The following is a 21,857-nucleotide window of genomic DNA, read 5'->3' on the forward strand; positions in this document are numbered from 1 at the left end:
CAAATTAAAAGGAGATTTATATGATGGAAAATAAAATGACCGGTAAACAATTTGCAATGAATATTCTTAATGGTTTAGCTCTAGGTACGGTAATCGTATTAATTCCTGGCGCCCTCTTAACAGAACTGGTTAGAGCTATCGCGCCGGGATCACCTTTATTAGGTGTTCTAGCCATGTCAAACTCTATGCTAGGATTAGTCAGTGGTGTCATGATTGGATTGAATTTTAAATTTAATCCAATCCAAGCTGCCTCAATTGGTCTAGCTGCAATGTATGGAGGGGGTGCGGTTCAATTCGTTGGTGGCGCCCTTACCCTGAATGGAACAGGGGACGTCATTAATGTCGGCTTAACATCTGCATTAGCTGCTTTTGTGATATTATTAATTGGAAACAAGCTAAAATCATACACAATTATTGTAATTCCCACTTTAATGTTAGCTTTAGTAGGGAGTATAGGCCATTGGATTTTGCCTTATGTCAAAGGTATTACTGTGCTAATTGGACAAGGCGTGGCTAGCTTATTAACACTTCAACCGATTATAATGTGTATTTTAATTGCTATTGTTTTTTCGATCTTGATAGTCTCTCCAATTACAACGGTAGGAATTGCTTTAGCTGTAGGACTTTCAGGTATAGGCTCGGGAGCTGGAAACCTTGGTATTTGTGCTTGTGGTTTTGGATTAGCTATTATGGGATGGAATGTAAATGGTTCAGGAACAGCCTTGGCCCACTTTATTGGTTCACCTAAGATGTCAATGCCCATTGTGGTTAAAAATCCTAAGACAATGATTCCGATTATATGTAATGCTGCAGTCTGTGGGATGATGGCTGCTTTGTTCAATATTCAAGGAACACCGATGAGTGCAGGATTTGGTTTTAGTGGACTGGTTGGTCCGATAAATCATCTGAACTTAGTAAGTGGTGGTTTCTCATTGATAAACCTCCTAATTACTTTTGTTGCTTTTGTGGTAGTTCCTGTTAGTTTAGGCTTCGTCTTTAAATACGTTTTTACCCAAGCGGTGCCATTAGTAACCGAGGAAGATTATCGTTTAGAATTATAAAAACAAAGTAAGAAAGAAGGAAAGTTATGTCGTTCATTTCACAAATTAAGTCCTTCAAACAAAAAGAAAGATCTAGCAAAAACAAATTCGTCCTAGCTGTAGTAAAAGCTGCAGACGATGAGGTAATGAAAAGTGCAAAAAAAGCCATTCAAGAAGAAGGCTTGAAGATGATCTTTATTGATGATAAGGAGCAATTAGAAAAAATCATTGCAAATTATCAACTATCAGCAGAAGATTACGAAATCATTGACGAATCCAACGACTCACAGGCAGCTTTTGAAGCAGTTCGTTTAGTCCGTGAAGGTAAAGCTGGTGCGATTATGAAAGGGAAGCTTTCCACCGGAAAGTTATTGAAACAAGTCGTTGCTAAAGAGACAGGAATTGTCAAAAGTGGCTTATTAACCCACATGGCCGTTTTATCCATTCCCAAACTTGATCGTTTGTTAGGCATAAGTGATGGTGGCATGGTTTTGCAACCGAATAAAGAAGAGTATAAAACAATTATCCAACATGGAGTGGAAGTATTTCACAAATTAGGTGTAGAAAAGCCTAAAGTAGCTCTGTTATCTGCAGCTGAAACCTTAATTCCTAAATTGCCATCTTCTGTTAACTTTGCTGAAATCGCTGAGGAGTCAGATAATTCGCAGGCAATTATAGAAGGCCCCTTATCTTTAGATATTAGTTTATCACCGACAAGTGCAGCAGAAAAAAATTGGTCTGGAGCAATTAGAGGAGATGCTGATTTAATCATTGCTTCAGATATTGTCGCTGGTAATAGTCTATCCAAGTCACTCTTGCTATTTGGTGACGGCGAGATGGCTGGTATTATAATGGGAGCGCGCGTACCGATTATCTTAACTTCGAGAAGTGCTTCGGCTAGTGAAAAATATGCCTCTATTCTATTAGCTCAGTTAATGATGGATAAGGGGGAATAAAATGAACAAAATTATTGTCATTAATCCGGGAGCTACATCAACTAAGATAGCTTATTTTGAAAACGATCAAGAAATCTGGAAAGATGAAATTCTCTATACTAATGAGGAAATCAGTCATTTTCCACATGTTTTTGATCAGTTTGAAATGCGTTCCCAAGATGTTTTATCATTATTAGAAGAGCATCATTTAACCAAAGACCTTGACACTGCCGTAGGCCGTGGAGGGGGCATTGGTCCAGTGAAGTCAGGGGCTATTCTAGTTGATAACGAGCTATTAGATCGTCTAGAATTCCATCCAGTTATTGAACATGCTTCAAACCTAGGTGCCAAATTAGCACAAGCCGTAATCAATCACTTTGGGAAACCGGGTACCAACGCATATATATATGATCCAATTACAGTCGACTCAATGTCAGACGTAGCTAGACTGACTGGCATAAAAGGAGTGAGTCGTAAAAGTATTGGACATCATTTGAATATGCGGGCGGTTGCTAGACGAGTAGCGAGTGATATGGGGAAAAGTTATCAAGAGGCTAAAATTATAGTGGTTCATATGGGAGGAGGCTGTTCAGCTAGTGCTCATCAAGGTGGTGAAATTGTTGATTTTATTTCAGACGATGAGGTAATGTTCTCAGCAGAACGCTCTGGTGGAATTGCTATTAAAAATTTAATCCCTCTAATCAAAGAAAGGGGAGTCGATGCGTTTTATAAATTTGCTAGAAACGAAGCAGGCTTATACTCTTATTTTCAAACAAAGGATTTAAGATTGATCGAGCAACGAGCTGTTGATGGAGATGAAGAAGCTAAGTTAGTACTTGAAGCTATGGCTTTAGGGATTGCGAAAACAATCGCTTGTTTGGCAGCTACGATAGGCGGTCCAGTTGATGCCGTTTCAATGACAGGTGGAATGGCTCATTCGGAATTTTTAAGAAATGAAGTCAAGAAAAGAACAGCATTTATTGGTCCGTTTATTCCATTCCCAGGAGAATTTGAAATGATTGCCTTAGCAAAAGGTGGTAACCGCGTCTTAAATCAGGAAGAGACCGCACATCGTTTAGCAGAAATGGGTTAATTTGATTTTATGATGGATATAAATTCATTCATCGCTGGTGTCAATGTATAATTATTTCGCAAAGCAATACCAATCGGATAATAGTTATTGCGATCTTCCAAGGGAACCCAAGCGAGTTCTTCTAATTTGCTTAAAGGCTTAAACTCACTCGGTAAAATGCAGATTGAGTTTAAGCTTTTTAAGCTATGAGTAAGCACTTCCCAATCATTGTTGACTAGAACAATATTTGGATCGAACCCAACCTTGCGACAGCGTTTAGGTAACATTTCACCTAGCATAAAATTATCAGTTAGATTACAGAAATTTTCGTCTCTTAAATCTTTAAATTCAAGCGAAGCACGACTAGAGAGTGGGTTGCTTTTAGGTAGAACAACACTGACCTTATATCCTTGAGTGGTCGTGTTTAAAGGTTCAATATGAATGCCTTCTTCAATCTTAGGAAAAGAAACGAGGCCAATGTCAATTGTACCCTCAGCAAGCAATTGTTGAAGATGACGAGACCCATCTTGAACTAGGACCAATTCCAAGTTGGAATGGGTAGCAATAAATTTTGATATTTGAGGCATGAATTGAATGGCAAAGAGAGAAGTTAATCCGACTTTCATTATTTCAGCTGGATTATGATTATAGCCTTGAATTTCAAGAACTAGTTCATCGAAAGCTTCGGTCAAGTTTTTCCCCCTGTCATAAAGAATTTTACCGGTATGAGTAAGCGTCATTTCTTTTTCTGAATAAGTAAAAAGTTGTGTATCTAGTTCCAGTTCAATTTTTTTAATTGCTTGGGAAAGTGTAGGTTGAGTAATAAAAAGACTTTTAGCAGCGTGAGAAATGTTTTTTGTTTCTGCTACAGCAATAAAATATTTAATCTGACGTATATCCAAGATAGACACCTCCTTTTAGATTTTTTAAATTCATTATATCAAATGACGGCTATTTCTACTAATAAAGCTAATTTTTGTTTAATAGATTGTTTTGTTTTTTGCATTATGATTGATTTTATGAGAGCTTGAATATTGTTATAGTTTCCTCAAAAGCTAATAAAAATAGAGATCCTTCTTTGATTTGTCTGGCAGGATCTCTATTTAGTTTGTTTTATTTAATTGCTCCATCAACCATGCCTTTAAGGATTTGTTTTTGAGCAAAGAGGAAAACAATAATGATTGGAATCATAATCATTAAGGATGAAGATAAAATCATATCCCACTGTTTAGTGTAGGAACCGGCAAAGTTTGAAATAGCAATCGGTAATGTTTGAATGTCATTACCGACACCTAACAATTGCATCGGCAGTAAGAAATCATTCCAGATCCAAATGCCATTTAAAATAATAATCGTAACATAGATTGGTTTCATAATGGGCATGACTACATAAAAGAAAGTTTGTAGTTTGTTAGCACCATCTATTTCGGCAGCTTCTTCAATCTCAAGTGGGACACCCTTTAAAAAACCATGAAACATAAAGACAGACATGCCCATTCCAAAGCCAATGTAGGCCAAGATTATCCCAGGATAAGATCTCAAGAGTGAGAAATTCATTAGGGGTTCAGTTACATTCATGGATAGGATTCTAAACCAAGTAATCAGTGGATACATGACGACTTGGAAAGGGATAACCATTGAAGCCACAAACATATAAAAAATGAGTGAAGAAGTTTTTGATTTGTATCTCACTAATCCCCAAGCAGCTAATGAACTGACCAGACTAATTAGAGCCAAGGAAGTGACAGTAATAATTACTGATGATAAAAAAGAACTAGGATAATCAATAGAGGGGTTGTTCCAAATAGTAAGGAAGTTTTCCCATATTTGTCCCCAATTTTCAGGCAGTGAGAGTGGATTGACTAATATTTCGCGAGAGGATTTGGCTGAGTTAATAAATATTAACAGTAAGGGGCTGATAAATAAGACAAAAACTAAGAGGGCGAACAACTCCAAGAAAAACTTTTTCCATTTGATAATTGACATTACATTTCGACCTCCTGACGTTTTGTAATATAAGTCTGACTAAGACTAATAATGACTAGAATAACAAAAAGAATTACTGCTCGAGCTTGACCATAAGCTAAATTATTTTCAACAGAAGCAGTATTATAAATATTCATAGTGATAAACTCAGTAGACTTGATGGCTTCACTATTCCACATCATAGAAGGGCCACCACCCGTCAAGGAGTAATTGACATCGAATATTTTAAAGGAATTATTAATGGTTAAAAATAAAGAAACAGTAAATGATGGCATAATCATTGGTAAAGTAATGTGGCGTAGCTTTCCCCACCAATTGGCTCCATCTAAGGAAGCAGATTCATACAATGAACGAGGAACGTTTTGCAAGCCCGCGTAATAAATCATCATAATATAACCGGCATATTGCCAAGTTGAAGTTAAAACCAAGGCAGAAACAGCTAGACGCGGAGAACCTAAGAAGAGATTTTCAACCAGCCAATCGAAAGCCAACAATTCTCCAACTTGAGGAAAAACATTATTATAGATAAATTGCCAAATATAACCCAAGACAATTCCACCAATTAGATTAGGAACAAAGAAGCCCGCACGATAAATATCTCTACCTTTAACTTGACTAGAAACAATCATAGCTAAAGTAAAAGCGACTAAATTAATAATAATTATATTAAAAAAAGCAAAAATAAAGGTAACCATCAGAGAATAACGAAAACGAGAATCGGCAAAACTTTCTTTATAATTACCTAAACCAATAAAATCTGCAACAGGCTTAATAATCCCGCCCCAATTCGTAAATGAATAATAAATGCCCATCACGAAGGGAATGAAAATCACTAAAGTAAGTGCAATAAAAGCAGGGGCCACTAAAAAAATAAAATTGCGACGCTGCCGTTTACTACGAGATTTTTTATGAGAGGCAGATGCCATAAGAACCCTCCTTATAAATGAAGGAACTAGAAGAAACCCTCTAGTCCCTTTAAGAACACTGCTAAATTAACCTTTTATTCTGAAAGTTGTGAAATTTCTTCAGACATTAGTTGAATGAATTCATCTTTGTCAATGTTACCTTGAGCAAATTGACCATAGATAGGGCCTAGGTTATTCATACCGAAACCATCAGGCATAAAATAAGTCGAATCAAAGGAGTAAACTGGCTTTTCATCAACAATCCATTGTGCTAAGAATGCAGACATTGGCGCTTGTGGTGTTTCTTCAGTGGTTGAGAAAGGTGAGATCATATTGGCTTGGTTTACAATATAGTCTTGACCTTCAGGAGTATCCACCATGTCTTGGAAGAATTTATTGATAGATTCCATTGCGCCAGATTCTTTATTCACAACATAATATGATGGAGCACCAATAAAGAGACCATCAGCATTTGCATCAGTTCCTAGTGTTTGATAAGGAATGAAGCCCATTTTGAAATCAGCCTCTAATTCTGCTAAGTTGGGATCTTTCCAGTTTCCTTGATGAAGGAAAGCTGCTTGCCCTGTAGCAAAAGCAATATCCATGTCTTCTTGTGTACCTACTGTTAACATTTGCTTGTCAGTATGTTGGAAGAGAAGCTCTACCCAATCCGCATAGTTTGCCATACGGTCTTCATCGACTTCACCTTTAAGGGTCATTTCTGTAACAGTACGGTCACCATTTTCTAAACCGGATCCAAGATAAGCGTTGAAGTCATGATTACCCATAATCCATGTTTCGCCTTCTTTAGTAGCATTTGCTACAACTGAAGTCAGTCCTAATTCTTCTTTACGATTTTCTAAATCTTCAAAAGCAGCTTTGACTGCTTCAAAAGAATCTAAACTAGCTGGATCAATGCCTGCTTTTTCTAAAAGGTCTGCATTATAAGCTAAACCATAGCCTTCAACTGAAACAGGGAAACCATAGACTTCATCACCTTGTTTAAATTCAAATTCAGTTTGATCAATCCAATCACCTTCAAGAGGAGTGAGGAAATCAGCCCAGATATCGTAGCCTCCTTGCCCTTCAATAACAAAGACATCAGGACCGTCACCCGCTGTGAAATCTGATTTCAATTGGTCACCTAGAGTACAAGAACCAGAACAGACTTTAACTGTAACATCCACTCCATTAGCCTCACCCCATGTTTTAGCATAGTTAGTTAAAGCCTCTTGAGTTTCACTTTTGTTAGAATAGAGCGTAAAAGCATCAGGACTGTCAGACGCAGCTGAAGCGCTCGGCAGAGATATGAGAGAACTAGCCGCTAAAATCAAGCTAGCCTTAGAAATTTTTGATAGAATTGTCATGGTATTCCTCCTATAATTTTAACTTTTGTTATAATAATTATAGCTTTAAGAATAAAGGTTTGCAATCGTTTGCAAAATTAATAAAAAAAGTTACAAACAGGAGGACTAGGATGGCTAAAGAAAGTGCATTAGAGTTAAGGAAGCTGGTAATTTACAGTATATTTACCCGTAACTTTTCAAAAGAAGGTAGTTTTAAAGAGGTGGAAGCTGAAATTCCACGTTTAAAAAAGTTAGGGGTTGATATGGTTTGGTTTTTGCCTCATTATCCGATCGGAAAGATTAAACGAAAGGGCACAAAAGGATCACCCTATGCCATAAAAGACTATCGCGGCATTCACTCAGAGTTAGGTAGTCGCGAGGATTTTATTCATTTAGTGGATCAAATTCATCAAGCGGGTATGAAAGTGATGATTGATATCGTTTATAATCATACCTCTCCAGACAGTCTTTTAAGCAATCAAAAATCTCAATGGTTTTATCAAAAACCAGACGGCAGTTTTAGTAATCAGATTGGTGATTGGACAGATATTATCGATTTGGATTATAATGACAATTTTGACTTATGGGATTATCAAATTGAGACTTTAATGGACTATGCCAAAATCGTTGATGGTTTTCGCTGTGATGTAGCTTCTTTAATTCCTTTAGATTTTTGGTTGGCTGCTCGTGAAGCAGTTAAAGAAGTTAATCCTGACTTAGTGTGGTTAGCAGAGAGCGTTGAGCCTTCATTTATTCTCGAAACAAGAAAACAAGCTATGACCGGACTGTCAGACTCCGAAGTCTATCAAGCTTTTGATTTGACCTATGATTATGATATTTTTAATGATTGGGTTGCTTATTTAGAAGAAAATCAACCTTTATCTGCTTACCTTACTAGTTTAAATCGACAAAATTGGATTTATCCTGCCAACTTCACTAAATTACGTTTTTTAGAAAATCATGATCAAAAACGTATTGCAGCAAGAATTAAGGATAAGCACTCGTTAGAACAAATAACAGCCTTTAACCTCTTTTTACGTGGTGCGCATTTAATCTATAATGGACAAGAGATTCAAGCTAATCATCTACCTAATCTTTTTGAAAAAGATCCAATCGACTGGTCTAATGAGTCGACTTTTTCAGAGTATTTAGCGGACTTAATCCAAATTAAAAAGGAGTATATTCCTTGTGAAGGAAGTTTTGAAGTGGGTGGCGATGATGACTTAGAAGCTGTTTGGGTTAAGTATCAAAACCATGAAGAATGTTTGATGGGGATCTTTGCTTTGAATAAAGAAAAACATGGTTCGATTAAAATACCACTTGCTGATGGAGCATATCGTCATCTATTAGAGGATAGATGGATAAAAGTTAATGATGGAGAAATAGCCTTATCCGATAGACCTCAATACCTCACTTATAAAGAAGATTAAAGCCAAGCCTCATATCAAAACAAATTGGTATAAGGGTACATTTGTTATATGCTGAAACATCAATAAGATTTGATGTGAGGTGATAAAATGGAAGATTTAAAGGTGATGGTTGATTAAGACAAAGCGTTAAGTGATGAGAATCGTTTAGTTATTTTGCAGCTTTTGAAGAAGGGGGAACAGTGTGCTTGTGTATTACTTGAGCAACTTGACCATTCTCCATCGGGATTGTCTTACCACATGAAAAAAATAGTTGGATCAGGCATTGTTAAAGAGCGTCAGGAAGAGAAATGGGTTTACGGTCGTATTTCTAATCAAGGGCGAAATCGCTTTATATCAAATCTCAATGTTTTAACTAAGCCTACTGATAAAGAAATCAACAAGTTTTAAGCAGTTAGCTATTTAAAGGAGTTGTAAAATGAAAAAAGTAGCATTTGTCTGTGTTCATAACTCATGTCGAAGCCAAATAGCAGAAGCGCTTGCCAAACGTTATGGTCAAGGTGTAATTGAGGCATATTCAGCTGGAACGGAAGAAAAAGATCAAATTAATCAAGAGGCTGTGCGTTTAATGAAAGATATCTACCAGATAGATATGGAAGCTAACCAGCAGCCTAAATTAATCACTGAACTAGCTGAAATCGACTATTTGATCACTATGGGCTGTAATGTGAATTGTCCGTTTCTTCCTTTTAATGATCGCAAAGAGGATTGGGGCTTAGAAGATCCCAGTGGTAAATCAGATGAAGCATTTAAAGAAGTGATTGCTTCGATTGATCAAAAAGTCAAAGAATTAGTTGCCGAAATTAGTCAATTATAGGAGGTTTTTTATGAATCAAGTTGAAATGAAATCGTTTGAAAAAAACTTAACATTATGGGTGTTGGTTTGTATGATGATGGGTGTGTTAATTGGAAAATTCATTCCGCAAATACCAGTCTTTCTCGGGCAATTTGAATTCTATAATGTTTCCATTCCTACAACTATTCTCCTATGGATTATGATTTACCCTATGATGTTGAAAATAGATTTTAATAGTGTTAAGAATATTGGAAAAAATCCTAAGGGCTTATATATTACTTGGATGGTCAACTGGGTGATCAAACCACTTACCATGTATTTAATCGCTTATTTATTCTTTAATATTATCTATGGTCGTTTCTTATCAGCTGAATTAGCTTCTGAATATGTAGCGGGTGCCGTTCTCTTAGGAGCAGCTCCATGTACTGCTATGGTCTTTGTTTGGTCGAAATTGACTCGAGGAAACAGTGCTTATACTTTGGTTCAAGTGGCAACCAATGATTTGATCCTTTTAGTAGCTTATGTGCCAATTGTTAGTTTCTTATTAAAGATGGGGAATATTGCTATTCCTTGGGAGACGCTATTATTATCTATTGTACTTTTTATTGTTATTCCGCTTTTAATGAGTATGGTTACACGTCGCATTATTATCTCAAATAAAGGCAATGATTACTTAGAGAATACCTTTATTCCATCTTTTGATCGTTACACTTCTTTAGGCCTATTATTGACTTTGATTATTATTTTCTCTTTCCAAGGTAACCATATTATGAATCAGCCGCTTAATATTCTATTGATTTCTATTCCTTTGATTATTCAAACTTTACTAATCTTTGGAATTACTTTTGCTATAGCATATAAAGTCAACCTGCCATACTCAATAGCAGCACCTTGCGGCATGATTGGTGCTTCTAACTTTTTTGAATTAGCGGTAGCGGTAGCTATTTCACTTTTTGGACTTTCTTCTGGAGCTACTTTAACGACTGTTGTCGGTGTCTTAGTAGAGGTGCCTGTTATGTTAATGTTAGTTCGCTTTGCTAATAGTAAGCAACATTGTTTTAGAAAAGAAGAGCAATCCATTTAATAGATTGCTTTTTCAGCTAGCATTCGATTAAATAAATTGCTATGATATAATGAATATAAATAATTTCAAGGGGTGAGTAAGATGGATGCTGGAGAAGATGTTCGAGTCTGGAGTAACAAGAATTATAAAAAAAGACATTCACTATCAGCATCGCTTACTCGCCTTGCTTTTAGTGGGTGTTCTTTAATTGTTTAACTATAAAAATGACAGTGATTTGTAAAATCACATATAAATGAAAGAATTTTCATTTAGGAGGGAAACAAATGAAGAAATACCAAATCGATCAAATTAATCATTTACAAGAAAAAATCAATCGCATGGACCCAATTGATATTGCTGAACAATTTGATAACTTAACGGCCTATGAAATTGCTTTAAGGATTAAATTGTTGAGTAAAGATCTATTAGCGGATACTTTTGCCGAGCTGAGTAAAGAAAAGAAAATGGAAATCATTGAGATTCTATCTGATGAAGATACTGGTGAATTGATCAAAGAACTTGATGAAAATGAACTAGTTGACACTTTGCAAGAATTACCAGCCAATATGGTAAAAAAAATCATGCAATACTTTGTCACCGAAGATCGGCGACCAATTATTAATCAATTGTTGGGTTATCCAGAAGAAAGCGTCGGATCAGTGATGACCGTTAACTTTTTAGCTGCAAAAGAACGCTTGACCCTTAAAGAAATATATAATCTGGTACTCCAATCAGACCTAGATGCCAATAAATTAGAACAAATCTGGATTACAGATGGATCGCTACGCTTGTTAGGATTTATTCATTTGGGTGATTTAATTCGTTATCCTCAAGCTGAAGTATCTGACTTATTAAAGGGCTTAACACGCACAGTATCAGCTAAAGATGATCAAGAAGTGGTAGCTAAATTGGCTCAAAAATATGACTTGTCAGAAATACCGGTTGTCGATTCAGAAAATCGTTTAGTAGGTACTGTTCCTGTTGAATGGGCCATTGATATCTTAGCAGAAGAGTACCATGAAGACTTCGGAAACATTCACGGGATCAATGACGTGGAAGAAACGCATTATTTAAAACAATCTGATTTGTCGATAGCCCGCAGTCGAATTACCTGGTTAATCATTTGTTTAATTACTGCATCTGTCACGGGTTTTATAATTCAACGCTATGAAGTGACTTTAGCTACCAACGTAGCTTTAGCCATGTATATACCGATGTTAATGGATAGTGGGGGGAATGCAGGAAGTCAGTCCTCGACTACTATTATAAGAGCCCTATATTTAGGAGAATTACAAGGTGTTTCTTTTGTGAAAATTTTACTAAAAGAACTTAGGATAGGTTTTATTGTTGGACTTGCCTTGGTTGTGGTCAATATGTTAAGAATTTTAATTTTAGATTCTGTTTCATTCCAAGTGAATCTGGTCGTATCGATCACTTTATTAATGACCGTCATGTTATCCAAAGTAATCGGTGGTTTATTACCAATTTTGGCAGACAAATTAAAGATCGACCCTACTGTTATGGCAGGTCCTTTAATTACGACGATTGTTGATACTGCATCCTTACTAGTATATTTTGAAGTAGCTAGTCGTTTATTGAATATTTAATCCAGTGAAAACCATCTTGTTGCTAAAAGACACTGCACCCCATAAATGGGACAGAATAAAAACACCTTTCACACGAATTCTGAACGGCTCCCTGTTAAGTAGATAGGTAAAAAAAGTAAATTTTATGCACCTATGGATTTTATCCGTAGGTGTTTTTATGTTGGTCTCACTATTTGGGGTCAGTTCTAAAAACAACAAGATGGTTTTTATATTAAATACGAATTTGAGTCCATTTTCCTGCCTTAAATCGGTGGCGCATAAGAAGAAAGCGTGAAAATTGATCAGATAGTACACCGATCCAAATGCCAGCGAGTCCGAGCTTAAAAATATTGACCAAAATAAGAGTAACTGCGGTACGAATAATGGATGCTGAAATAATTCCTACGAATAAGGTATATTTAACATCACCACCTGATCTAAGACAACCTGCATAAATGATTTGTGAGATCTGTAATAGAACAATGACCATAGTGAATTGAATAACAATAATAGATTGGTCAATCAACTGAGGGTCCCTGAAGTAAATACCCATTAAATCGCGTCCGAAGAAGAATAAAAAGGCTGAGAGTATTATAGAAATAACAAGTCCTATTCGTTGGCAAATTTGACCAAATTCAATCGCTACTTTAGGTTTTTCTTCACCTAAGGCCTTACCTGCAAGAGCAACAGCCGCTACCTGCATTCCATCCGCAAAAGAAAATCCTAAACCCAAAATATTCATACCAGCATTATGGATTGCGAAAGTGTTTGTTCCTAAGCTAGCAGCAGTTAATGCAGTGGCTAAGAAACCAATCCGCATCGCTAAGTTTTCGATATACATAGATGATGAGAGCTTCCCAATCGTTTTAGCAACATTGAAATCAAAATGAACTTTGTTTTTCAAGAGATACCTAACTTGAATCAAACTATGAGGTTTAAATAATGAGCGTACACTCATAAACATTGCTACGACTGAACCGAGTACAGTCGCAATAGCCGCTCCTTTAATACCTAAAGCCGGGAAGCCAAACTTACCACCAATTAATAGGTAGTTAAAAAAGACGTTCAAGACAGAAGAAGTCAGGTTAGTGACAAAAGCTATTTTGGTATTACCACTTCCTCTTTGAGCGGCATTGATCGTCATAGCAATTAAGTTAAAGACCATGCCACCCATAATAATTTGATAATAAAGAACTGCAGAAGGGTGAGTATCTGGTTGACTACCTGCTAAGTGGATAATATCACTGGCAAAGAAAACAGTGATCAAACTAAAAAGTAAACATAATATAAGAGTTAGAATCATGGCGGTAAGAAAAACGCTATTAGCACCCATTTTATCTTTTTGACCTCGACGTCTAGCAACTAAAGACGAAACGGCTATATTAATCGAAATAAAAATTGCTAAGGCAATAAATTTTGGTTGAGTGGTTAAACCAACGGCTGCAATGGCATAGCTTCCTAAACTTCCTACCATCATGGTATCTATCATCCCCGCTAAGGCAATAAAAAAAGACTCCAAGACCGAAGGCCAAGCCATTTTTAAGGCTGTTAAATAATATTTTTTGTTCATTTTAAATCATCCTTTATTTAACTTTGTAAAAAAAGTATTCAACTACAATCCTATAACTTTGCTGTCTATATTACCAGAAAATTGCCCCCTTTGTTTCTACCAACGGAGTTTGAATAGGTTTGAATTAATATCAGTAGAATAGCTACTTATGCTATAATGTTTGAGAATGGACGGAGAAGGAGTGCCACAATGATTCAAAATATTAAAATTAGTGACAAAGAACATGATCAATTTGTAAAAGAACATTCTAATGGCGATATGTGCCAACTATCCTCTTGGGGAAAAGTAAAACAAGCTTTTGGTTGGAAGTGGTCAAGAGTTAGTGTGGGAACTGATGCCCAAGTGACAGGCGCCGCTTCCTTATTATATAAAGAAATCCCATTGATCAAACGGTCTATCTGTTATGTTTCAAGGGGATTCGTGGTCGATTGGTTCGATGATGAATCGGTCAAAGCATTGTTAGAAGCGGTAAAAGAAGATGCTAAAAAACACCGCGCTTTTCTAATAAAAATAGATCCTGATATAGAAGAATCAACAGCTGGTCTATTAGAACAAATTGAATCCTTTGGCTTTAAGCATCAAGGGTTCACTTTTGGCTTTAAAGAGGCGGCTCAACCGCGCTTTCATATGGTAACTGATATTAATAAGAATGAAAAAGAACTCTTAAAATCTTTTCAAGGTCGAACGCGAACTAATGTCAGAAAAGCCAATAAGTATGGCTTTGATTTAGAAGATGCTCCTGAGAGTAAGATGTCTATTTTCTATGACATCATGAAAGTTACTGGTGATCGAGATGGCTTTTTAATTCGTGATCTTTCATATTTTAAACGCATTTATCAAGAAATGAATCCTCCTCATGAAGCCAAGCTCTTTTTAGTAAAATTGAATCCAGACCAAGCAATCAAAGGGCTCGAACAAGATGTTAAAAACCGCCAAAAAGAACAGAAGAATTTGTCGAAGAAAGAAATCAGTGAAGGAATTCTGCAACAGTTAGAGCAAATCGAACAGTCGATTGCAAATACTTACGATTTAATAGAATCCTTAAAGCAGGCAGAAAACGAAAGTGAAGAAACCATCTATTTATCAGGAGCAATCTACGTTCAATGTGGACGCAAGGCCTATTATTTATATGGTGCATCTTCTAACCAATTCCGTGATTTATTACCTAATTACTTCATGCAATGGGAAATGATGCGTTATGCTCAAGAACAGGGGTGTTTATCGTATGATTTTGGAGGGGTGTCGGGTATGGAGGGGCATCCAGAGGATGACGCACCTGGTTTGTTTGAATTTAAAAAGCGATGGGGAGCTAATAAAAGAGCTCGAATCGGTGAGTTTGATTACGTACTTTCGCCAATACTTACTAAATTATATCGCTTTGCCTTTTCTTTAAGAGCGCGATTGATTCAGCTTAGAAATCGGTAACGGCTTTATTTTAACGAAAGTTAAAATGGATATTAGCAAGCTACTTCTAGGGGTTCAAATTTTAAGTGAGTTACATATGAAATTAAGATTATATTTAAAATACTATTCGAACACTTGAAGTAGAAATATTGAATTAAATTCTTCCTTATTATTTTATGGCTAGTAATATATAATAGCCCAACTTATATTTTTATTTCTAAGATTCACTTAATTTCATTTAATTAGAATGTGAGAGCGGATCAATTGGAAGATTTTTCACCTATGCTATAATATCAAAGAAAGATGGAGAAGGAGTTCCACAATGATTCGAAATATTATAATTAGTGATACTGAACATGATCAATTTGTAAAAGACCACCCCAATGGCGATATGTGTCAATTGTCTTCTTGGGCCAAAATAAAACAATCTTTAGGTTGGAAGTGGTCGAGAGTTAGTGTGGGCCATGAAGACCGAGTGACAGGAGTTGCATCCTTATTATATAAAGAAATTCCTATTATCAAACGTTCTATTTGTTATGTGTCTAGGGGATTCGTGGTCGATTGGTTCGATAACGAATCAGTTAAAGCCCTTCTAGAAGTGGTTAAAGAAGATGCAAAACAACATAATGCTTTTTTAATCAAAATTGATCCAGTTCTAGAAGAGTCCACCCCTCATTTATTAGAACAGATTGAAAGCTATGGATTTAATCATCAAGGGTTTACCTTTGGTTTTAAAGAGGCGATTCAGCCCCGTTTCCATATGATTACAGATTTGAATAAAAGTGAAAAAGAAATACTGGATTCATTTCAAGGATTGACTCGTACTAATATTCGAAGAGCTAATAAATATGGCTTTATTCTAGAAGAGGCGCCTATAAGTAAAATGGCTATTTTTTACAATCTTATGAAAGAAACAGGTGCAAGAGGGAAGTTCTGGATTCGAGATATAAGTTATTTCGAGCAAATTTATAATGAAATGAATCCAAAAGGAGAAGCACAATTTTACTTAGTGAGGTTAGATCCAAAAGCAGCCATAGAAGGATTAGATGCTAATGATAAGAATCGTCAAAAAGAATTGAAAAGTCTCAAAAAGAAAAAACCAACTCCAGAATTTGAACAACAAATCAAACATTTAGAAGAAGCGATTGAAAAATCTGCTCATCAGAAAAAAACTCTTGAGCAAATTGCTCAAGAAAATCCAGCCGGCTATTACTTATCAGGAGCCATTTTCGTTCAATCAGGTGGGAAAGGCTATTATTTATATGGTGCCTCATCTAATCAACTACGTGAATTACTACCGAATGACTTTATGGTTTGGGAAATGATGCGTCAAGCGAAAAAGCGGGGATGCCATTCATTTGACTTGGGAGCAATTTCTGGCTTAGAAGATAAGCATGAAGATGATGCACCTGGACTGTATAATTTTAAGAAACGTTGGGGTGCCGTTAAAAGTGCTCGAATTGGTGAGTTTGATTATGAATTATCGCATTTTATTTCAATCTTATATCGTCAATTATTTAAGTTGCGCCAAATTTACTTTAATTGGCAAAAGAATTGAAAATAATAGTCGTAAAGAACGATAACTGACAAATTGTAATAGATTATTACTAGAATATTCATAAATACATGATATACTAGAATCTCGAAAGGGAGGTAATTTTGTGAAATTTTTAAAACGCTCACTGGTAACAATAATGATAGTAAGCCTAATCTTTGGTTTAGTATATGCAGGTGGAATCGGCTATTATTCTAATCGTTTTCAAGCAAATACTAAAGTGGGACAAATTGATGTAAGTAACTTGACACTCCCTCAAGCAGAGGAAAAAATAGAAAAATATGTACTAGATCAACAAATTGAATTTTTTGAAAATGATCGGTCAGTAGCAAGTATTAAAATGAAGGATTTACAGCCTCAAATTGACCAATCTGCTAAATTGGAAGAGCTTTATAATAATCAAAATCCAAATGCTTGGTTAAATTATTACTTTAAAGGTCAAAGTTTTGAAGACACCTCTTTAACTGACATACAGATCGATTACCAAGTATTACAGGATAAATTAGAGGCCCAAGGCTTAGATAATAATAAGCGTTCCGCTTCACAAGATGCCTTTATCGACTATTCAGAAGCAGAAGGCTACCATGTTGTTGAAGAAAAACAGGGAACTCAGATTGATGAGGAAGCTTTAAAAAATGGTATGATGGCTCAGATTCAAGCGGGTAATTCTAACGTAGAATTAAATCAATATTACAAAAAGCCTACAATGACCAGTCAAGATAGCAAAATTGAAGAATTTTTGGAACAAATTCAAGATGTTGTAGATACAGAGATAACTTTAGAGATTGATGGCAACGAAGAAGTCATTCCTAAGAAAGAAATTGAAAAGTGGCTGCATTTTGATGAAAACAATCAAATCGTTTTCGATGAAAATATGATTATGGAATTCTTAAAAACATACAATGATAAGTATTCATCTTACTTAAATCCTCGTTCCTTTAATTCTACTTTACGAGGTCAAGTTACAGTACAACCTGGTACTTTAGGATGGTCAATTGATCGACAAGCTGAAGCGAGTCAAATTGTAGAAGATTTGCAAAAAGGCGAGGACGTACGTCGCGATCCAGTAGTAGTAGGAAGCGGTTATGGAAGTGGTGGCGATGATATTGGTTCAACTTATGTTGAAGTAGACTTAGCTAACCAAACAATGTTTATCTATATTAATGGTCAACTTTTCACACAAACACCGATTGTTTCAGGAAAAGATGGGGCTGAAACAGTTCCAGGCGCTTATGCAATTTGGAGCAAGGAAAGAGATCGGTATTTAGAAGGATATGACTGGGTAAACGAAAAAGACTATAAAGTACATGTGGATTATTGGATGCCGTTTGATACTGTTGGTCAAGGTATTCATGATACTGCTAGTAGACCGGCCTATGGTGGAGATATCTATCGTTCTAATGGATCAATGGGATGTATCAATACTCCACCAGCAGTTATGCAACAAGTTTATAACGCTTTAGAAGTTGGTACGCCTGTCATTGTTTTCTAATTTATGCAATTTTTTTAAATACAAGCATCAGCATATGTGAACAATCACATATGCTGATGCTTGTTTTTTATTTTGAAGAAACTGCGGCAGGTTAAAAACTTAAAAATAGGCGAGTATAAACACTGACATTCTTAAATACCTTGGAGGTAGCCATGAAGATTATTGAAATTTCTTATGATGAACTTGCACATTTTTTAGCTAATAAAAGTGGCTTTTCTTTTTTACAAACAGCTCAAATGGCTAAAGTTTTAGTTGCTCGCGGTTTTCAGGAAAAACGTTTAGCTTTAGAAAATGCAGGAGTTATAAAAGCTGTGGGATTGGCTTATAGCCAAAAGGTCTTCGCCGGTAAAAGAATGGAATTAATGGCAGGGACTTTTGCAGCAGAAGAACAGTATGAATCACTTTTCTACCAGCATCTAAAGTTATATGCCAAACGCATGAAAATCACGGAGGTGATTATTCAACCTAATCACAAGGATCATCTCTATAATAGTGAAGCAACAACCATTAAGGATTTAGAAGCAATACCAAGCTATTTTGATGAATTAGGTTATACTAGAGAAAAGTCAAATGTCTACAATATGCAAGGAATGCCGACTTTCCAATATTTAAAAGATTTAAGTGCTTTTACATCAGAAGATGAAAAATTGCTTTTAAAATCTTTTAATAAAAATAGTCAAAGAAAGATTAAAAAGGCTAAGCAGTTTGGTCTTTCGATACGAACAATGGACTATGAAGAAATGGAAGATTTCTGCAGAATAACTAGGGAAACCGCTCAAAGACAGGACTTTGGAGATAAATCACTAGATTATTATCAAGCAATGTATAAAAACTTTAAGGATCAAGTTGAGTTTTTAGTAGCTGAGATCAATCTTCCTAAAGCCATTGAAAAACTAAAAAGACAAATCAATGAATTAAACCCCAAAAAAGTTCAAGATCAAGACCGAATCAAGTCATTAGAGAAAGATATAGAAATGGTTCAAGCCATTCAAGATGAAGAGAAAAAAGAAATTATTCCTTTAGCAAATATGTTAATAGTTTATTTAGATCAAGAAGCAACTTATTTTCTGGGGGGATCGCTAGAATCTTATCAAAAGTTTTCAGCTCCATTTCTATTACAATATGAAGCCATGATGCGAACAATTAAAAAAGGGATTCCTTATTATAATTTTTATGGAATTGAGGGGGAATTTGATGGAAGTGATGGCGTTATGCGTTTTAAACAAAATTTCAATGGTTTTATTCTTGAAAAAACGGGCGTTTTCTTCTATCGTCCGTTCCCGCTTTATTATAAATTGACTCACTCTTTAAAAAGAATAGTATTTGGCTTAATTCCAAAAAAATAATGCAAAATAGGATAAAAACCATCTGCAATAAACAGGAGGTTTTTGTGCAGAAAATAAAGCGTTTTCCTTTTAGAATATTGAATATCTGATATAATTGAAGAGAAATAATTAGAATCTGGAGAAAGGTAAAAGAATGGATATTAGACAACTAAAGTATTTCGTTGAAATTGTTCAGTCAGATTGCAATATGACTAGAGCAGCTAAGCACCTTTTTGTTAGCCAATCTGCACTTAGTCAAATAATTTCTTCATTTGAAGAAGCTCATAATTTAGACCTTTTTTATCGCGAAAGAGGTCGCTTGGTAGGACTGACGCCGATTGGTCATAAGTATTATAAGTATGCTTTAGAAATGATTGGTCTTCATGATCGAATGATGACGACCATTCACAATGAGTCGCGCAAGCTTAATAATGTGGTACGCATCGGTCTACCTTCTATTGTATTGAGAACTAGACTAACTAATGTCGTCTTAGATTTACGAAAAACTTATCCGGATGTAAACCTAGAAATTATTGAGGGCGGTTGTCAGTTCTTATATGAAAGGTTAGATGAAGGCGATGTGGATCTGGCTATTCTGATGGATCCCATTCGACGGACAGGGGAATTTCAAGACCAGGTTCTGATTCACGATAAATTTGTTGTCTTTATGGATCCTAACAATCCTTTAGCCAAGAAGAAAAAAGTGACCTGGGATGAAGTGAACCAAATGCCTATTGCCATTTTTAATGAATCATTTTCTACTAATCGTTTGGTAATGGATCAATTTGCTCAAAGACAGATGAAACCTGAAATTTTCGTTCACTCTTCTTCTTGGGAATACCTTATTGATCTTGTAAAAGGGAATGAAATAATTACGATTCTTCCTCTATCTACTTATCATTTAATGAATTCGGATCAAATAATTTATCGCGAATTCAAAAAAGATTTACCTTTTAATATCTATTTATCAAGAAAAAAATATGAAGCTTACCCGACCAGCCATAACTTACTTTATGACTGGATTAAAAACTATATAGACCAGCAAGTAATTAGTGGGTAAGAGTCAAATATCTTTCAAGCATATTTCTAAATTTTAGAAATATGCTTTTTTTGTGCTGTCCACTCTTTTTTTAAATAATTTTTTAAATTTAACAAAACTGCTTTGAAAAAAATTAGGCAAAACTTTATTTAAATAGTTGGCGATTACACAAAGTATTTAATAGATAAAATTTAATACGAATTCATATTAAATCAAAAGCTATCGCACTTATGACCTCTTTGTGAAAAATTTTTATAAAAAAACTGTTGAATTTGTGAAAAATAGTGGGAGAAATCACAATTAAAATCCTACCTGATTAGTAAATGTAATGGAATCGATTTCTTTTTCTAAGTTGCAAGCCTCTAAATGATTGCCTATACTCAATTTGTAAGCGCTTATCAAATTTTGTGTTGCATAATTTATGGAGTAAGTATTTAAATTTGATCGATCAAAGTCAATTTTGAGTTTGTGAATTATTTTTATCTAACAAGTTTTACTTTGTGATTTTGATTGAAGGAGAGAATAATGACTCAGTTAAAGACTTTAAGTTATACGGTTGATAAAGGCATAGCCAAGCTTGTCCTCAATCAACCCAAGAGCCTGAATGCTATTAATTCAGCAATGTTGGATGACCTAAATACCTTTATGGATGCAATGGAGCAGGACGAGAGTATTCGAGTAATTATCTTGACGGGTGAAGGTAAAGCCTTTATGGCCGGTGGAGATATTAAAGAAATGATGAAGATGGATGACCAAGTGGCTAAGAAATTCATTGAATATGGAAATTATACAATGAATCGCTTAGCAGGCCTTAAGCAAATAATGATTGGGGCTATTAATGGTTATGCCTTAGGTGGTGGTTTGGAACTCGCTTTAACTTGTGACTTAAGAATAGGAAGTTCTGAAAATACAATCGGTTTTCCTGAAGTCGGCTTAGGAATTATGCCAGGCTATGGAGGCACTCAAAGAGCTGTCCGTTTAATCGGATTAGGTGCAACAAAACGATTAGTTTTCACTGGAGAATTGATAGATGGTAAAGAAGCTTATCGATTAGGTTTGATTGACTATTTAGTTCCTTCAGCAGACTTATTAGAAGAAGCTGATAAATTAGCTGACAAACTAATGCAGCAAGCCCCACTTGCTTTAAAAAAAGCCAAACTGGCTATTAATCGAGGTTCCCAATCAAGCTTACAAGAAGGACTCTTATTAGAAAATGAAATTGTGATTGGATTATTTAATAGTCAAGATCGTATCGAGGGTATGAATGCCTTTGTTGAAAAGCGAAAAGCTAATTTTAAAGCCAAATAAGTTAGGAG

Annotated in this window: 18 protein-coding genes and 1 pseudogene; 14 read left to right on the top strand and 5 right to left on the bottom strand. The window is 35.5% G+C overall.

Annotated elements, in window-relative coordinates; genetic code table 11:
- Window positions 1–23: 23 nt before the first annotated feature.
- Genes ACQV2T_RS01470 through buk form a run of 3 tightly spaced genes read left to right on the top strand, consistent with a single transcriptional unit; the run spans window position 24 to window position 3,068 of the window.
- Window positions 24–1,061, top strand: coding sequence for a PTS transporter subunit IIC (locus ACQV2T_RS01470; RefSeq protein WP_428873552.1), 1,038 nt, complete (start codon window positions 24–26; stop codon window positions 1,059–1,061).
- A 26-nt stretch (window positions 1,062–1,087) separates the two neighbouring features.
- Window positions 1,088–1,996: a phosphate acyltransferase gene (locus ACQV2T_RS01475; protein WP_428873499.1), complete on the top strand. Its 909-nt coding sequence runs from the start codon at window positions 1,088–1,090 to the stop codon at window positions 1,994–1,996.
- A 1-nt stretch (window position 1,997) separates the two neighbouring features.
- Window positions 1,998–3,068, top strand: a complete 1,071-nt coding sequence (gene buk / locus ACQV2T_RS01480) for a butyrate kinase (protein ID WP_428873500.1) — start codon at window positions 1,998–2,000, stop codon at window positions 3,066–3,068.
- On the opposite strand, the gene ACQV2T_RS01485 is transcribed toward buk, so the two are convergent.
- From ACQV2T_RS01485 to ACQV2T_RS01500, 4 genes are all read right to left on the bottom strand, one after another.
- Window positions 3,065–3,949, bottom strand: coding sequence for a LysR family transcriptional regulator (locus tag ACQV2T_RS01485; protein ID WP_428873502.1), 885 nt, complete (start codon window positions 3,947–3,949; stop codon window positions 3,065–3,067). The two genes, buk and ACQV2T_RS01485, sit on opposite strands and share 4 nt — an antisense overlap.
- Window positions 3,950–4,160: 211 nt before the next feature.
- On the bottom strand, window positions 4,161–5,033 hold the full coding sequence (locus ACQV2T_RS01490) for a carbohydrate ABC transporter permease (protein WP_428873504.1): 873 nt from the start codon (window positions 5,031–5,033) through the stop codon (window positions 4,161–4,163).
- Window positions 5,033–5,959, bottom strand: a complete 927-nt coding sequence (locus ACQV2T_RS01495; protein ID WP_428873506.1) for a carbohydrate ABC transporter permease — start codon at window positions 5,957–5,959, stop codon at window positions 5,033–5,035. The genes ACQV2T_RS01490 and ACQV2T_RS01495 overlap by 1 nt, the downstream gene beginning before the upstream one ends.
- A gap of 74 nt (window positions 5,960–6,033) precedes the next feature.
- Window positions 6,034–7,305 (bottom strand): ABC transporter substrate-binding protein, encoded by a 1,272-nt coding sequence (locus ACQV2T_RS01500; RefSeq protein WP_428873507.1) that lies wholly within the window; start codon window positions 7,303–7,305, stop codon window positions 6,034–6,036.
- A 110-nt stretch (window positions 7,306–7,415) separates the two neighbouring features.
- On the opposite strand from ACQV2T_RS01500, the gene ACQV2T_RS01505 reads away from it, so the two are divergent.
- The 5 genes and pseudogenes from ACQV2T_RS01505 to mgtE all read left to right on the top strand — a co-directional run bounded on the left by ACQV2T_RS01505 (window position 7,416) and on the right by mgtE (window position 12,177).
- Complete coding sequence (locus tag ACQV2T_RS01505; RefSeq protein ID WP_428873509.1) at window positions 7,416–8,714, top strand: alpha-amylase family glycosyl hydrolase; 1,299 nt, start codon at window positions 7,416–7,418, stop codon at window positions 8,712–8,714.
- Window positions 8,715–8,846: 132 nt separating this feature from the next.
- Window positions 8,847–9,101, top strand: a pseudogene (locus tag ACQV2T_RS01510) (ArsR/SmtB family transcription factor); the annotation flags it as partial.
- A 28-nt stretch (window positions 9,102–9,129) separates the two neighbouring features.
- Window positions 9,130–9,528: an arsenate reductase ArsC gene (locus tag ACQV2T_RS01515; protein ID WP_428873510.1), complete on the top strand. Its 399-nt coding sequence runs from the start codon at window positions 9,130–9,132 to the stop codon at window positions 9,526–9,528.
- A gap of 10 nt (window positions 9,529–9,538) precedes the next feature.
- Window positions 9,539–10,591, top strand: coding sequence for an ACR3 family arsenite efflux transporter (gene arsB / locus ACQV2T_RS01520; RefSeq protein WP_428875023.1), 1,053 nt, complete (start codon window positions 9,539–9,541; stop codon window positions 10,589–10,591).
- A gap of 263 nt (window positions 10,592–10,854) precedes the next feature.
- Window positions 10,855–12,177 (top strand): magnesium transporter, encoded by a 1,323-nt coding sequence (gene mgtE / locus ACQV2T_RS01525; RefSeq protein WP_428873512.1) that lies wholly within the window; start codon window positions 10,855–10,857, stop codon window positions 12,175–12,177.
- A 211-nt stretch (window positions 12,178–12,388) separates the two neighbouring features.
- Here mgtE and ACQV2T_RS01530 read toward each other — a convergent pair whose 3' ends face one another.
- Window positions 12,389–13,726, bottom strand: a complete 1,338-nt coding sequence (locus tag ACQV2T_RS01530) for an MATE family efflux transporter (protein ID WP_428876111.1) — start codon at window positions 13,724–13,726, stop codon at window positions 12,389–12,391.
- Between the two features lie 189 nt (window positions 13,727–13,915).
- Here ACQV2T_RS01530 and ACQV2T_RS01535 point away from each other — a divergent pair, with 189 nt between their 5' ends.
- From ACQV2T_RS01535 to ACQV2T_RS01560, 6 genes are all read left to right on the top strand, one after another.
- A complete protein-coding gene (locus ACQV2T_RS01535) occupies window positions 13,916–15,151 on the top strand; it encodes a lipid II:glycine glycyltransferase FemX (RefSeq protein WP_428873514.1) in 1,236 nt (411 codons plus the stop codon).
- Between the two features lie 301 nt (window positions 15,152–15,452).
- Entirely contained in the window at window positions 15,453–16,688 is a 1,236-nt protein-coding gene (locus ACQV2T_RS01540; RefSeq protein ID WP_428873515.1) for a lipid II:glycine glycyltransferase FemX, read from the top strand.
- A 103-nt stretch (window positions 16,689–16,791) separates the two neighbouring features.
- Window positions 16,792–18,177, top strand: a complete 1,386-nt coding sequence (locus tag ACQV2T_RS01545; RefSeq protein ID WP_428873516.1) for a L,D-transpeptidase family protein — start codon at window positions 16,792–16,794, stop codon at window positions 18,175–18,177.
- Between the two features lie 152 nt (window positions 18,178–18,329).
- A complete protein-coding gene (locus ACQV2T_RS01550; RefSeq protein ID WP_428893145.1) occupies window positions 18,330–19,523 on the top strand; it encodes a peptidoglycan bridge formation glycyltransferase FemA/FemB family protein in 1,194 nt (397 codons plus the stop codon).
- Window positions 19,524–19,656: 133 nt separating this feature from the next.
- On the top strand, window positions 19,657–20,562 hold the full coding sequence (locus ACQV2T_RS01555) for a LysR family transcriptional regulator (protein ID WP_428873517.1): 906 nt from the start codon (window positions 19,657–19,659) through the stop codon (window positions 20,560–20,562).
- A gap of 504 nt (window positions 20,563–21,066) precedes the next feature.
- Window positions 21,067–21,849, top strand: a complete 783-nt coding sequence (locus ACQV2T_RS01560) for an enoyl-CoA hydratase/isomerase family protein (protein WP_428873518.1) — start codon at window positions 21,067–21,069, stop codon at window positions 21,847–21,849.
- Window positions 21,850–21,857: the final 8 nt, after the last annotated feature.

Origin of the sequence: Facklamia sp. P13069 (assembly GCF_050409405.1) — a bacterium.
GTDB lineage: Bacteria > Bacillota > Bacilli > Lactobacillales > Aerococcaceae > Facklamia.

Excerpts from the sequence above, each read along its gene's own strand:
- ACQV2T_RS01540 (WP_428873515.1), top strand. The coding sequence starts at position 15,453 with ATGATTCGAAATATTATAATTAGTGATACTGAACATGATCAATTTGTA.
- ACQV2T_RS01550 (WP_428893145.1), top strand. The coding sequence starts at position 18,330 with ATGAAGATTATTGAAATTTCTTATGATGAACTTGCACATTTTTTAGCT.
- buk (WP_428873500.1), top strand. The coding sequence starts at position 1,998 with ATGAACAAAATTATTGTCATTAATCCGGGAGCTACATCAACTAAGATA.
- ACQV2T_RS01470 (WP_428873552.1), top strand. The coding sequence starts at position 24 with ATGGAAAATAAAATGACCGGTAAACAATTTGCAATGAATATTCTTAAT.
- ACQV2T_RS01530 (WP_428876111.1), bottom strand. The coding sequence starts at position 13,726 with ATGAACAAAAAATATTATTTAACAGCCTTAAAAATGGCTTGGCCTTCG.
- ACQV2T_RS01535 (WP_428873514.1), top strand. The coding sequence starts at position 13,916 with ATGATTCAAAATATTAAAATTAGTGACAAAGAACATGATCAATTTGTA.
- ACQV2T_RS01505 (WP_428873509.1), top strand. The coding sequence starts at position 7,416 with ATGGCTAAAGAAAGTGCATTAGAGTTAAGGAAGCTGGTAATTTACAGT.
- ACQV2T_RS01490 (WP_428873504.1), bottom strand. The coding sequence starts at position 5,033 with ATGTCAATTATCAAATGGAAAAAGTTTTTCTTGGAGTTGTTCGCCCTC.
- ACQV2T_RS01560 (WP_428873518.1), top strand. The coding sequence starts at position 21,067 with ATGACTCAGTTAAAGACTTTAAGTTATACGGTTGATAAAGGCATAGCC.
- ACQV2T_RS01515 (WP_428873510.1), top strand. The coding sequence starts at position 9,130 with ATGAAAAAAGTAGCATTTGTCTGTGTTCATAACTCATGTCGAAGCCAA.
- arsB (WP_428875023.1), top strand. The coding sequence starts at position 9,539 with ATGAATCAAGTTGAAATGAAATCGTTTGAAAAAAACTTAACATTATGG.
- ACQV2T_RS01500 (WP_428873507.1), bottom strand. The coding sequence starts at position 7,305 with ATGACAATTCTATCAAAAATTTCTAAGGCTAGCTTGATTTTAGCGGCT.
- mgtE (WP_428873512.1), top strand. The coding sequence starts at position 10,855 with ATGAAGAAATACCAAATCGATCAAATTAATCATTTACAAGAAAAAATC.
- ACQV2T_RS01475 (WP_428873499.1), top strand. The coding sequence starts at position 1,088 with ATGTCGTTCATTTCACAAATTAAGTCCTTCAAACAAAAAGAAAGATCT.
- ACQV2T_RS01555 (WP_428873517.1), top strand. The coding sequence starts at position 19,657 with ATGGATATTAGACAACTAAAGTATTTCGTTGAAATTGTTCAGTCAGAT.
- ACQV2T_RS01495 (WP_428873506.1), bottom strand. The coding sequence starts at position 5,959 with ATGGCATCTGCCTCTCATAAAAAATCTCGTAGTAAACGGCAGCGTCGC.